Below are 14195 nucleotides of genomic sequence, written 5' to 3'. Positions count from 1 at the left end.
CGTGATTAAATTAATCATTGGTACCTTTACATCGCTTTTTTTACTGTGCAACACCTTTGTGATTTTTTACTGGCGTGACACAGCTTATGATCCAACAGCAATCGATTTGGCGGCTTATTTTGTCCTATTACCTGCTGTTCTATGCGCACTGATTTTATCTCCTTATTTTATTTATAAAGGCATTCAGTATCAGAAAGAACAAAAATTAGCAGCGCAGAAAAAAGCGGAAGAACAAGCGGAGCAAAAAGAGCAGGAAGCTTTAGAGCAAGCCAAACCAAAGCCCTTAGAAGTTCAGCATATCAGTGTTAATATTTTTTCATCTGCGGCATGGCATAGCTTTGGTGAAAATGAGCAAATTGTTGAAGAGATTCAGCAATTCAAAAGCCCTGAATTAGATCAAAATCTATTTAATGCCTATGGCTTACCGGTATTGTCTTACCGAATTAAAGATCTGGATGACTTAACGGCTGAAGATGAAGATACCGATTTTAATGTGATCACGATGCGCGAAAAACGTATTCAAGCTTTAATTCAGCAACAATTAGAACAGCATGTGGAAAGCCTATTTTGTATCGCGGATCATTTAAAACAATCGGCTTTATTCTATGATAGTGAGTTGGCCTATCAATATCGCATGCATCCAGCTTGGGTCGATCCGAATTATACACAAGATGATGCTTTGGAACAGGCTGCACAATCTGAGGCGGCCATTTCGCGTCTGAATCGTTTAAATATTCATGTTCTATTGGCAGAAAATTTAATCCATCAATGGAATGATGACTATCTTGATGAGCTCAAAAATCAGTTGTCAAACGGCTATGGCATTATTCCAGAACAAATTCATCTCGAAGCGCATTTTATTGGAACAGCTGTTGCATATACCCAGTGGCTCAGCATTTTGGAACAAGTTTCAAAACAAACTGCAGAAGTCAGTTTAGTGATTAATACCGATTCAGAAATTGATCAAGAATGGGTGGATGAAAAAATGTGGCAGCAAGAACAGTATATCGCTGCCGAATTTGCATCAAGTTGGTGTGTTGCGAATAGCAGCGTCAATATTCAAAATTTAATGCCGACAAAAGTGCTGAATCTGGTGGCTAATGAAACTGAGTTTGCCCAAAGTTTAAAACGCAAGCAACTCAAAGACTTAGCGCAGTTTGATGCAGAACAACCTTTTTTATTGATGTTAGATGATGCCACCGATATGAAGGTGGTGAAAAAACTGCAACATAAATTCGATGCAACAGCAATCGAAACATTTCATTTTTTATATACAAAACAGAATCTTGGGGATACCCAGCATTTGGCAAAAATCTTTGGATTCATGTTGGGTATGCACTTGCCAGAAGAGTTAACAGCCATGATGTACAGTACCGACCAAGAATCGACATTTGCTTTTATTCAAGCATTTTCAGATGACGAACAGCTTGAACATGAAACGATTTAAATAGAATTAAGATTAGATTGAGAAAATTGTGAGCACATTATTTAATACAATACTCGGTTATGTTTGGCAGTATGTCACCAATCCTAAAGCGATGGTGGCATTGTCGCTTTTTGTGGCGCTTGTAGCCATGCATAATTCGATTCCACAAAAAACCTTTTATATCGTTGTCGCTGTTTATATTCTAGGATTAATTCTTTGGGGTATTTATGAGCTGGTTCAGCATTATCGCCATAAGCAACAAGGCGAAGAACTTGCAGAAGCGATAGCCAAAGACAATGAAGCTGAATACGGAAAGCAAAAAAATAAAGAAGAACTTACATTGATTAATCAGCAAATGAAAGAGTCAATTCAGCTGATTCGTAAGTCAAAACTGGGGGATAAAAAAGGCAGTGCAGCACTGTATGAATTACCGTGGTATATGGTGATTGGTAACCCAGCGGCAGGTAAAAGTTCTGCGATTTATAATTCAGGTTTACGTTTTCCTTTTGAAGAAACACATCAAAAAATGGTGTCTGCGGGTTTAAGCGGAACACGTAACTGTGACTGGTTCTTTTCAACCGATGGTGTTTTGTTGGATACTGCAGGCCGTTATTCGGTCTATGCTGAAGATCATTCAGAGTGGTTGGGTTTTCTCAATATTTTAAAGAAAAACCGTTCTAAAGCGCCAATTAATGGTTTGATTGTGATTGTTTCAGTGGCTGAATTGGTCAGCCAAAGCCCTGAAAAATCGATTAAATTGGCTAAAAACCTACGTGCGCGTATTCAAGATTTAACGGAGCGTTTAGAAGTTTTTGCTCCTGTATATATTGTCTTTTCAAAAATGGACTTAATTGCAGGATTTACTGAATTTTTTGATTGTTATGATAAAGATGAATTTGACCAAGTTTGGGGTGCAACTTTACCGTATGACCCAAATTCATCAGAACATGCGGTTGAAATGTTCGAAAAGCATTATTCAATTTTATATGATGGTTTAAAAAGTGTTAGTACCACACATTTAAGTCGTCGCCACTCGCAAAATATTTCACCGAGTGTAATGACCTTCCCATTAGAATTTAAGAGCTTAAAACCTGTTTTAAAAACCTTTATTGGCACTTTATTTCAGGATAATCCATATCAGTTTAAACCGGTATTCCGTGGTTTTTATTTCACCAGTGCATTGCAAGAAGGTGTGATTGAAAGCCCAATGACGGAGCAAATTGCTGATGATTTTCATTTGGTTAAAAGCACCGACAGCGAATTTGGTATTCCAACCAATTCAGTGTCACAGGATCATGGCTATTTCTTAAAAGGGCTATTCTCAACGGTCATTTTAAAAGACAAAAATCTAGTTAAACAGCATATTAATCCAACACGTAAACGCCAACGCTTTATGGCGTTTATTGCTGCATTACTATTAGTTGCGATTGTACTGGGCTTATGGGTATGGTCTTATCGTAATAACCAGCAGTTGGTGGCTGAAGTCCAAGCGGATTTGGACAAAGTCGTACAAATGGAAAGCCGTAGTGGCAGTGAACTTTCGACTCAACTCGATGCCTTACTAATTTTACAAGGTCATTTGCAACAACTTGATCATTTTGATGAAGATCGTCCACTGAAATATAGCTTCGGGCTTTATCAAGGCAATCAAATTCGTGAAAAATTAAAAACTGAATATCTACGTGGTATTCAACAACTGGTACTTGTGCCTTCGCAACAAAATATGGCGCAATATTTACAGCGCGTAAAATCGAATGAAGCAACATTAAAAGAAAATCATGTTAATGTTCAAATTAAGCAAGCGGTAAAAACTAATCAACCATATTTAGAACCATCAGATAGCAATCCACAAGATGCATACAATGCCTTGAAAGCCTATCTCATGCTGAGCAATCATAAATATGTTGAATCGAGCCATTTAAGTGATCAAGTGACTCGTTTCTGGCGTTCATGGTTAGACTCAAATCGTGGGCAAATGCCACGTGGTGAAATGATTCAAAAAGCAGAGCAAGTGCTGTCTTATGCTATGACTTTGGCAACAGACCCAGCATTCCCGCAGCTAGAATCAGATCCGTTATTGGTTGATCAAACGCGTCAGTTATTGACCGCTGTGACCATGGGTATTCCAGCGCGCGACCGTGTGTATAACGAAATTAAAATGCGTGGATCGGTACGTTTCCCTGCGGTAACGGTGAAACAAATTGTCGGTGATACTGCGCAAAATAGCATGTTGGGCAGTTATGCCTTACCGGGGATATTCACCTATCAAGCTTGGAATGATTATGTGAAAGATGCAATTAACCAAGCTGCGAATAATCCAACCGATACGCAAGATTGGGTGCTCAATACCAGCCGTTCTGATGACTTAACCTTTAGCGGAAGCCCAGACCAAATTAGTAAACAATTAACTGAGCTGTATAAACAAGAATATATTGCTGAATGGCGTAAGTTCCTGAATGCAATGCATTATGGTAAAGGCAAGGATGTTGCACAACAGTCACGTTTTATTGATATTTTAGGTGAGCCTGAAAATTCACCAATTCGTAAAGTGATTGACCGTATTGCCAAAGAAACCAATTGGGATAATCCAATTGTTCAAGCCGAACTTGCGGCACCACAAAAAGGTTTTGTGGCATGGTTTAAGCGTAAAGTGCTGAGTCGTGATGATGCACAGCAAGCACAACAAGTTGCAACTACAGCAGCGCAAGGCGTGATTGCCAAAGAATTTGATGTGTTCTATCAATTGGTACGTAAGCGTGATGATCAGCAGAATAAATCTATTATGGATGAATATATGCTGTCATTAAGCCAAGTGCGCAGCAAATTTAATGATCTGAAAAGCAGTGGCGATATGGGGCCTGCGAGCATGGCCTTAGTGAAGCAAACCATTAATGATCAAAGCTCAGTCTTTAACAGTACACAAAAATTTGTTGATGAAAAAATGTCGGTGGGTCTAAATGAGTTAGATCAGCAGATGATTCAAAAACTCTTTATGCAACCTGTGACGCAATCATTTGAAGTGCTATTAATTCCTGCACAAAACGAAATTAATAAGTTATGGACAATGCAAGCTTATCAACCGTTTAGTACGAATTTAGCACCTAAATATCCATTCAATAGCAATGCAACATTACAGGCAACAAGTAATGAAATTAGCCAGATTTTTGGTGAAAATGGCAGTATTGCACGCTTTGTGAAGGAATATTTAGACCCATTAGTAATCCGTCGTGGCTATACCTTAACGACTAAAACCTGGAAAGATTTGGGTATTGGCTTAAATCCGCAATTTGTTGCGAATTTCCAACGTTATGTTGCACCAAGTAATGGCGTAGCAACAGGCGAGTTAACTCAAGCTGCACCTGCGGCAACCAGTCAATCGAACTTCCAATTCTATCCATTGGAAAACCCTCAATTACTGTCTTATACCATTGATATTGATGGTCAACGAATGGTGTATGAAAACGGAGTTCAACAATGGGTGAATTTCGTTTGGCCAAATAAAGGGGCAATTCCGGGTGCGCGTATTACCGCGATTGATTTGGAAGGTCAAACACATACTATCTTTGATGAACCGGGTGAATATGGGATTAACCGTTTAATTGAAGGTGCACAGCGTACAGAACGTGGAAATTCCTTTGAAATGGTATGGCCGAGCAAACAAAATCCTAAAGTGTTTGTAAAAGTGAATTTCCGTTTAATCAGTGGAAATGCTTCTGGTCCAACAACAGGTTCAGGCTATTCAGGCATGACATTGGTGGATCAAGTGGTTACCAATAAAGGTGTTCGCGTTGTCGCTGCACAAGCAACACCTGCCAGTCAGGCTCCTGTTGCATCGCCAGAAAATTCACCAATGCGTGCTGTACAAGGAACAGCAACGCCATGATGACTATTCATTTTCAAATTCGATTCGCGACATTCGCTCAGCGCAACAAGGAGTGTGCCTATGTATGAAGTAAGAACGACACCTCTGTATTATGGCAAATGTCCTGCACGTGGTGACTTCTTAAAAAGCCGTGAACAATATTCACTGATCCAGTTAATCGATCAGTGGATTACCGAGGCGCTTGAATATGCCATGCGCTCGGATAAGTTTAATGCTGCTTATAATGCCTTGCCATCACTGGATTTTTTTATCGCCAGTCCAAAAGATAAACGCTTTTTGGCTGCGAATTTAATCAGTAGTGAAGACAGTTCAAAACGACAGTTTCCGATGGTCTTGGCACATCTGTTAGAAATAGATGATCCTTATGACAATATTTTGTATGCTCCATATCGTTATAAACAAACGCTGATTGATTTATATCAGCGTAATCGTGTGATGCGTTCGATCCGTGATCCAGATGTTTTGCTCGATAAACTTGGAAAATTAAGCAATGACATTCAGGTGTTTGGGACTGAAGAAACATCTTCGTTCTATGAGCACCATACCTTGCATTCGTTTGCGCGATTATTGAATTTCACGCCGTATCAGCTTGCACAAAGCATGATTGGTTTGGGATTGCTGCTACAACCGATCATTCGTCAAGGCACATCAAAGCTGAATAAAGTGTTGATTCTGCCGATCAACAATATTAGCTATTGCTATGAAATTGCAGCTTTTTGGGTCAATTTGATTAGCCGATTTGTGAAAAATCAAGATGCAGAATTACTGATTGGGATTTTGCATAGTGATTCACCTGTACTGTTGTTTGGCTTCCAAGGTGCAGACATTAGGGCTTTAAGTGATGTGTTTACCCAAAATATGGACAGTGACCATTGGGTATCACTCATTGATGCGCAATGGATTGATCCATATTTAGAGCAAAATGCAGGCTTGGCGGTATTGGAACAATCATTGAGTGAACGTCAGATTAGCCTGAGTCACGGAATCAAACTTTTTAGACAGACTTTTATAGAAGAATAATGATGCTGAAAACCAAACCAATGTTGTCTAAATTTTTAGCGACAGTGTGCTTCGTCGGATTTTCTACCGCACTTTGGGCGCAACCCATTGTGATTGAAGGTGCGGTACCGAATGAAACCACCAAGCAAGAAATTTTAAATAAAGCCTATTTAACCTATGGGCAAGAAAATGTCGTTGATAAAATTCAGGTTCGTGCGGTGACTGCACCTAATGGCTGGGGCAATAGTGTGAGCCAAATGATCAATGATGATCTGAAAAAGGTTAAACAAGGCAAACTTTCAGTTCGTGGAACGCAAGTGGATTTAAGCGGAAAAATGTCAAATCAAAATGATATTCAACCGACCAGCACCAAGTTTCAATCTTTAGTCCAAGCACCTTACCGATTTAATGCTCAGCTTTCTGTGAATCAAGCAGAACAAGCGATCATTGATGCAGCTTTACGTAACCGTATCATTGAATTTGAATCGGGTAGTGCGATTTTAGCGTCATCTGGCGTGCAAATTTTAGATGAGATGGTGGTTGCATTAAATCGTGTTGGTGGCAAGAAAGTTCGAATTATTGGACATACGGATAGCTCAGGCAATGCTGAAAAGAATCTAGCCCTGAGCCAAGAACGCGCGAATACTGTTAAAAGCTATTTGATTTCAAAAAATATTAATGCAGCGAATTTGAGCGCAGAAGGTATGGGAGCAAATAAACCTGTTGCTGACAATGCTACACCTGAAGGTCGTAAGAAAAACCGTCGAATCGAGTTTGAAGTGCTTTAACACATCAGATTCAGCCGAAATAAAAACCAGCTCAAAATGAACTGGTTTTTTTATGTATCTTCATAAAATAAAGCCACACATGAAGTGAGATACTTATTTTCAAATAAAAGTTATAGCTGTAAAAAACTGAGTACGGCCTGATTAAATGCTTTGGGCTGTTCAATATTAGAGATATGTGAGGCATTAAGCTCAAACAATGAACTGCTACGCACGTTGTTGATAATATACTGTGCATCCGCTACGGTCGTTACTGGATCTTTTTGTCCGGCAATTACCAGTAGAGGAGTGCGAATTTCTGCCAATTGTTTGCGCATGTCCGCTTGAGCCAAAGCTTCACAGCAGCTAGCATAACCTTCTGGGCTGCCAGCACCAAGGTCATTAGTTAAAGACTCTACAATTGCTGTATTGCTCAGGATAAACGGTTCGGTAAACCAACGTGCGGCTGCGGTATCTGCAATGGGTTTTAGCCCTTGTTCACGCACAAGCTGCGCACGGTCATTCCATGTTGGTGCTTGACCAATTTTCGCTGCCGTATTGCACACAATCACATGGTTAAAACGTTCAGGATGATAAATCGCCAGCCATTGGCCAATCAGTCCACCCATTGAAATACCGCAAAAACTGGCTTTTTCAATATTCAGATGATCCAGTAAATTGACGATATCTGTACCCAGTTGTTCTATTTGATAAGGACCTTTGGGTACGGTAGATTCGCCATGTCCACGGGTGTCATAACAAATAACATAGAAATCTTTTTTGAAAAAATTGATTTGCGGCTGCCACATGCTGAACTTGGCACCTAAAGAATTAGAAAATATCAGCGCGGATTTATGGCTGTCACCAAAAGTTTGGTAATTGATTTCAGCATCATTCGATCTAAATGTTGGCATTTTAAAATCCCTCCCAGCCTCCCTTTAAAAAAGGGAGTGGACTATTCATTCGTTTTGACTCATTCACGACTTCGAATCAGTAGACGGTACAGTAGGTGCATGCACTCTGGTTGCAGTTTGTTTAGGTTTACTCAATATAAGATGAGCAATAATTCCTATACAAATACCCCAAAACACTGAACTGAGACCTAGAAAATGCATTCCAGATACGGTAGCCAAAAACGTAATTAATGCTGAATCACGTTGCGACTCATCGTGCATAGCCGCACTAATATTGGTTGTAATTGCACCAAGCAAAGCAAGACCTGCAAGTGCAGCCACCAACTCTTTGGGTAAAATGCTGAACAGCGTGACAATACTGCCTGCAAATAAGCCGCCTAAAATGTAGAACAGACCGTTGGCAATACCGGCGATATAACGCTTTTCTTTCAGTTCATGCGCATCTTTACCTGTACATAAAGCTGCCGTAATTGCAGCCAAGACAATAGTGATACCGCCTGTAATGGCTACAGCTAAAGACACAATACTTGCGGCACTTAAAATTGGTTTTGCAGGGGTGTCATAACCGCTTAATTTGATAATTGCCATACCGGGCAAAAATTGACCGGTTAAACTCACAATTGTTAATGGAATTGCAAAGTTTAAAGTCGATGACCAAGTCCATTCAGGAGAAATAAACTCTGGGACTGCCAATGCAAAATCCATGGGAACAGGATTGATTTTTCCAAAAAGGAAACTTAAAGAAACACCTGAAATTAACACCCAAATAATGGCATAGCGTGGTGAAAAACGCTTGGCCAGTAAAAAGCACAGTAACATGCCAAACACGATGTAGGGCATACTGTCTGTGGCTTTAAACAATCCAACACCAAATTGAAACAAGATACCGGCCATCATGCCGGCCGCCAGTCCTTGTGGGATGGATTTAAGCAATCGATCGAAAGAGCCTGTAATGCCGATGATAAAAATAATCACGGCAGAGGTGATGTAGGCCGCGACAACTTCATTGAGTGAAATATTGGGAAATAATGCGACCAATAACGCGGTGCCGGGTGCAGACCATGCGGTAATGATCGGGACTTTATATCGAATCGATAAAATAATCCCAGTAATTGCCGCCCCAATGGAGCTGCCCCAAATCCATGATGCCATCATGCTAGATGAAACATCAGCCTGTTGTGCGGCCTGAAAAAAGATAATCATCGGGCCAGCATATGAAATAAGAACTGCTAAAAATCCTGCAACAGTTGCCGAAATCGACCAATCTTCTTTTAAAGTTTTAAACAGGGTCGTCATTGTTTTTGCCTCCGTGCCTCAATGATCCTGTATTACCAAATGATCAGGATTAGCCCTGATCACCACCACCGACTGGCATGACCGTACCGGTCATATATGAAGATTCATCAGAAGCAAGGAAGAGAATTGCATTCACTTGTTCTTGAATGGTACCGTAACGGCCTAAGAAAGTACGGTCAATGGTTTGATCAACCACTTGCTGCATCCATTGCTTTTCAGAGTCCGACAATGGATTCGCATTACGCGGTACTTTACGCGGCGGTGCTTCTGTACCGCCAGTGGCGACAGCATTTACTCGAATGCCATCTTTGGAATGGCAAAAGGCTAAAGATCGAGTCAATGCATTCACGCCACCTTTAGCCGCAGAGTAAGGGATACGGTTAATACCGCAAGTTGCGATAGAGGATACATTGACAATAGCACCCGTCTGATTTTTTAGCATTTCGGGCAAGACGGCATGGCAGCACCACATGGTGGGAAAAAGTGAGCGGCTGATTTCTTTCTCAATTTCTTCCGGTGTAAATTCAGTGAAAGGTTTCATCCAAATTGCACCGCCAACATTGTTAATCAGTACATCAATTCGGCCATAGGCTTCAACCGCTTTGGCTGCAACTGCTGCCGCGCCAGCATAGGTTTCCAAGTTGGCTTTCACCACAATGGCATCACCGTTATTTGCTTCAATTTCTGCTAGGGTTTCATCAACATAATCAGAAAAATCAGCCAAGACAACTTGAGCGCCTTCGCTTGCAACTTGCAGCGCAACACCGCGGCCGATGCCTTGTGCGGCACCAGTTACAATAACAACTTTATTTAAAAATCTTTGACGATCACACATTGAAAAAGCTCCTAAAATTAATTTGCAGAGAATTTTTCAAAGTGGAAGCTTGCAGGTTTAACACCTTCAGCATCTAACCAACTGCGAACTGCTTCAACCATCGGTACAGGACCGCAGAGGTAAATATCGACATCACCGCCATTCAGCCATTCATTTTCGATATGGCCAGTCACATAGCCTTTACGCTCATGGGTAGATTCAGGGCTTGCAACAACAGTGCGGTATTCAAACCACGGGAATTTGCTTTGCAATTCATCCAGTTTTTCAATCGCAACCAAGTCAAAATCATTGGTTACACCAAATACAAGACGTACTGGCTGTTCAGAACCTTTTTCTTCCAAAACTTGCAGCATTGACATAAATGGCGCGATACCCGTACCACCGGCCAGCATCAACACAGGGCGCACCACATTACGTAGATAGAAGCTGCCAAAAGGGCCTTTAAAGCTCATTACATCGCCGGCTTTGGCATTGGCGCTGAGGAATGAGCTCATTTTGCCTTCTGGCACATTACGTACCACAAAACCGGTTAAACGGTTGCCCGGCTTAGAACTGAATGAATATGAACGGGTTTCATCTGTTCCCGGAATGCCGACATTGACATATTGACCAGCCAAGAAGTTAATGTCAGGTTGGCCTTCATCAAGCTGAATATCGAAAGTAATGGTCGAATCTGACAAGTTTTCGACACGTGACAGGGTGCCTTTAAATTCGTGAATTTCTGTTTTGCAAACATCTGAAGAGGCTTGAATTTGGAACACTGCATCTGAAGTTGGTTTGCATTGGCAAGCCAAAATATAACCTTCAGCCGCTTCTTCAGGAGTTAATGCATCTTCAATATAATTTTCTTCAGGCATGTCAAACGAACCTGATTCACAAAATGCGCGGCATGTACCGCAAGCACCGTCTCGGCAGTCCAGAGGAATATTGATCTTTTGGCGGTATGCCGCATCTGATAAGGTTTCACCTTGTGCAACAGAAATAAAACGTGTTACGCCATCTTCAAATTGAAGTGCAACATTGTGGTTTGACATGGCTGAATATCCTATATAAATCTTTGAAACGATGCCTTTCAGCCAAATATCCTTCTGGCTGAAAGGTGTTACCTTGCTGTAAGAACAGTCTTAGAGGTGATAAATATCAATAACTTGATTGATATAATCATTTTTAAGGACAACGTATTTACTCAGAATCTTTGGCTCAGCGCCTGAAAAATCAATTTCATAACGTGACATGCCAAAATAGCTGTAATTGTTTTTGTAGCGGAAGCTTAAAGTGTTCCAGTTAAAACGGACTGTCACTTTATCGCCATTACGCTCAACCACTTCAATATTGCAAATGTTGTGGCTGGTACGTGTATCCGGCATGGTTGCAGAAGAACGTTCTGTTTTGATACGGAACACACGGTCTTCCAAACCTTGACGGTCAGGGTAGTAGATCAATGAGATTTCAGACTGTGGATCTTCGGTCAGTTTGTCATCATCATCCCAAGCCGGCATCCAAAAAGACGCAGTAGAGGCATAGCAATTGAGCCAATCATCCCACTGTTCATCATCTAAAAAGCGTGCTTCGCGGTAAAGAAACTGAGAGATATTTTCAAGCGTTATAATGTCTTGTTGTGCAACTGCATTCATGCGCTTTCTCCCATATTTTCAGTTTCTAAATCCGCCAACTCTTTTTCAGATTGAATCGCTTGTTTCATCATTTGTAGCCAGTATTGGTGCTGTGCCAAATACAGGCCTTCATCTTCAGTTTTAATACCGCTTAAAATAGGTTTTAAACCAATTTCATTGGCAGCATTATCTGGGCCTTGAATCCAGTGTTTTGCACCGCGGCTCATGTCGTTCCATTCAAGCTCAATACCTGCATAGCCGGCTTGGCAAGCACGAAATTCTTCAAGATCGTCTGGTGTTGCCATACCTGAAGCATTAAAGAAGTCTTCATATTGGCGAATACGGCGTGTGCGCGCTTCAGGTGCTTCACCCACAGGGGCAATACAATAAATCGTCACTTCCGTTTTATTGACAGAAATCGGGCGCAGGACTCGAATTTGTGAACCAAACTGATCCATTAAATAGACGTTTGGATATAAACAAAGGTTACGTGAACGCTCAATCATCCACTTCGACATTGGTGCGCCGAATTTTTCGGTATATTCATCTGATTTAACAAAGTTAGGACGGTCTTCTGGGTTAGCCCATTGCGTCCAAAGCAGCATATGGCCATGTTCAAAACCGTATGAACCACCACCTTGCTTGCCCCAAGAACCCGCACTCATCGCACGGATATTGTCACCCGCTTCTTTTTCTTTACGTTGCTGCGTCGTTGCTGCATAGTTCCAGTGAACAGCAGAAACGTGGTAACCATCTGCGCCATTTTCGGCAGTCAGTTTCCAGTTGCCTTCATAGGTATAAGTTGATGAACCGCGAAGTACTTCTAAACCTTGTTCTGACTGATCCACAATCATGTCGATGATTTTTGTGGTTTCGCCAAGGAATTCTTCAAGTGAAGGTACATTTGGGTTTAAGCTGCCAAATAAGAAGCCTTTATAGTTTTCAAAACGTGCCACTTTTTTCAAGTCATGTGAACCGTCTTGGTTAAAGCAGTCGGAATAACCCGCATCAGCAGGATCTTTCACTTTCAGCAACTTGCCTGAGTTGTTAAATGTCCAACCGTGGAATGGGCAAGTATAAGTTGCTTTGTTGCCTTTTTTATGGCGGCAAAGCTGTGCGCCGCGGTGTGAGCAGGCGTTGATCATGGCATTCAGCTCACCTTGGCGGTTACGCGCAATGATGATCGGCTGACGGCCAATGTGAGTGGTGTAGAAATCGTTGTTATTTGGAATTTGGCTTTCGTGTGCCAAGTATACCCAGTTGCCTTCAAAGATGTATTTCATCTCTAAATCGAAAAGGGCTTGATCTGTAAATACAGAACGATGAAGTTTAAATTCGCCACTTTCGAAATCGTCAACTAAAAGTTCGTCAATACGATCTAAATGGCTGGTGTTAATTACTGGAATACGAGGCATGTCCGTTCTCCGACTTTCCAAATGTTTTAGGGAAGTCCTTGAGATGTCCTTGCATTGACATCTCAATTCCTTTAAATAATGCGTTAAGCGCTTGCGCGGCGGCGATCAACTTCAGTTGAAGGTGCAGCAGATTGTTCTTTCACCAATTCCACATTAAAGCTAATGTGTTTGAATGGTTCACTCATACCGCGGCGCGCAATTTCAGCTTCGTCTGTAACATCTTCAGCGGTTGCAACCAGACCGTCACGAGTCGCGAAAGCAAAGTCATCCCACAGGTATTGGTCGCCTTCAATGTTGAATTGCGTGGTGAGCTTGCGATAACCCGGCGCTGATACAAAGTAGTGAACATGTGAAGGGCGGTTGCCGTGGCGGCCCAATTTATTTAAAACAAATTGAGTTGTCCCTTCAGGTGGGCAGCCATAACCTACAGGCATCGTGGTTTGTGCAACATATTTACCGTCATGATCTGAAATAATCGTACGGCGTAGGTTGAAATCAGATTGTGATTTATCGAAGAACGAATAATTGCCTAGGCTGTTGGCATGCCAGATTTCAACTTGAGCACCTTCAATGATGTTGCCTTCGGTATCAGTCACTGTACCTTCAATAAACAGTGTCGGGATTTTGCCTTCTTCAGAACCATCATCCATACGTGCAAAGCCAACTGTTTCTGGTGCACCAGCAACATAAAGTGGACCTTCAATCGTGCGTGGTGTGCCGCCAATAATGCCTGCTTTTGCGTCAGCTTCATCAGCACGTAAATCTAGGTAGTGTTCTAAACCTAAACCTGCAGCCAAAAGACCTAATTCGTTGGCTTGACCTGCATCGGTAAAGTATTCCAGACCTTTCCATAATTCTGATTGAGAGATATCCAAATCTTCAATCGCTTGGAATAAATCACCCAATAAACGTACAATCACTTGCTGTACACGCTCGTCTACAGGGCCAGTTGCAGTATCTACATTCATTTTTTTAACGAGTGCATCAATTTCTTGACGGTTCATACTAATGCTCCTTAAGTATGCAATTTATTTAGGTGGCTTGAATGAA

General features: G+C 41.5%; 11 protein-coding genes. 4 read left to right on the top strand and 7 right to left on the bottom strand.

From position 1 onward, the window contains the following. Position 1 precedes the first annotated feature (1 nt). The 4 genes from ACN6OV_RS02155 (at position 2) to ACN6OV_RS02140 (ending at position 7096) form a co-directional block, all read left to right on the top strand. Positions 2 to 1447, top strand: coding sequence for a hypothetical protein (locus tag ACN6OV_RS02155; protein ID WP_427949256.1), 1446 nt, complete (start codon positions 2 to 4; stop codon positions 1445 to 1447). A 91-nt stretch (positions 1448 to 1538) separates the two neighbouring features. Beyond that, complete coding sequence (tssM, locus tag ACN6OV_RS02150) at positions 1539 to 5309, top strand: type VI secretion system membrane subunit TssM (RefSeq protein WP_427949280.1); 3771 nt, start codon at positions 1539 to 1541, stop codon at positions 5307 to 5309. Between the two features lie 60 nt (positions 5310 to 5369). Further along, positions 5370 to 6329 (top strand): type VI secretion system-associated protein TagF, encoded by a 960-nt coding sequence (tagF, locus tag ACN6OV_RS02145; RefSeq protein ID WP_427949254.1) that lies wholly within the window; start codon positions 5370 to 5372, stop codon positions 6327 to 6329. 20 nt (positions 6330 to 6349) lie between these two features. Beyond that, the gene (locus tag ACN6OV_RS02140) at positions 6350 to 7096 is read left to right on the top strand and encodes an OmpA family protein (protein WP_427949278.1); all 747 of its coding nucleotides are present in this window, start codon (positions 6350 to 6352) and stop codon (positions 7094 to 7096) included. Between the two features lie 110 nt (positions 7097 to 7206). Here the strand turns inward: ACN6OV_RS02140 and pcaD are convergent, their stop codons facing one another. From pcaD to catA, 7 genes are all read right to left on the bottom strand, one after another. Then, positions 7207 to 7986, bottom strand: a complete 780-nt coding sequence (gene pcaD / locus ACN6OV_RS02135; RefSeq protein WP_427949253.1) for a 3-oxoadipate enol-lactonase — start codon at positions 7984 to 7986, stop codon at positions 7207 to 7209. A 63-nt stretch (positions 7987 to 8049) separates the two neighbouring features. Continuing rightward, positions 8050 to 9282: a benzoate/H(+) symporter BenE gene (gene benE, locus ACN6OV_RS02130; protein ID WP_427949251.1), complete on the bottom strand. Its 1233-nt coding sequence runs from the start codon at positions 9280 to 9282 to the stop codon at positions 8050 to 8052. Between the two features lie 49 nt (positions 9283 to 9331). Continuing rightward, a complete protein-coding gene (benD, locus tag ACN6OV_RS02125; RefSeq protein ID WP_427949250.1) occupies positions 9332 to 10117 on the bottom strand; it encodes a benzoate diol dehydrogenase BenD in 786 nt (261 codons plus the stop codon). Positions 10118 to 10134: 17 nt separating this feature from the next. Further along, on the bottom strand, positions 10135 to 11151 hold the full coding sequence (benC, locus tag ACN6OV_RS02120) for a benzoate 1,2-dioxygenase electron transfer component BenC (RefSeq protein WP_427949248.1): 1017 nt from the start codon (positions 11149 to 11151) through the stop codon (positions 10135 to 10137). Between the two features lie 90 nt (positions 11152 to 11241). After that, the gene (gene benB, locus ACN6OV_RS02115) at positions 11242 to 11751 is read right to left on the bottom strand and encodes a benzoate 1,2-dioxygenase small subunit (protein WP_427949247.1); all 510 of its coding nucleotides are present in this window, start codon (positions 11749 to 11751) and stop codon (positions 11242 to 11244) included. Then, positions 11748 to 13145 (bottom strand): benzoate 1,2-dioxygenase large subunit, encoded by a 1398-nt coding sequence (gene benA, locus ACN6OV_RS02110; protein ID WP_427949246.1) that lies wholly within the window; start codon positions 13143 to 13145, stop codon positions 11748 to 11750. Before benA ends, benB begins: the two co-directional genes overlap by 4 nt. An 83-nt stretch (positions 13146 to 13228) precedes the next feature. Beyond that, positions 13229 to 14149 carry a catechol 1,2-dioxygenase gene (gene catA, locus ACN6OV_RS02105; protein ID WP_427949244.1) on the bottom strand — a complete coding sequence of 307 codons (921 nt, stop codon included), beginning with the start codon at positions 14147 to 14149 and terminating at the stop codon, positions 13229 to 13231. Positions 14150 to 14195 lie beyond the last annotated feature (46 nt).

The organism is Acinetobacter sp. (assembly GCF_050285345.1).
GTDB lineage: Bacteria > Pseudomonadota > Gammaproteobacteria > Pseudomonadales > Moraxellaceae > Acinetobacter.
This window is presented reverse-complemented; position numbering and strand designations above follow the sequence as displayed.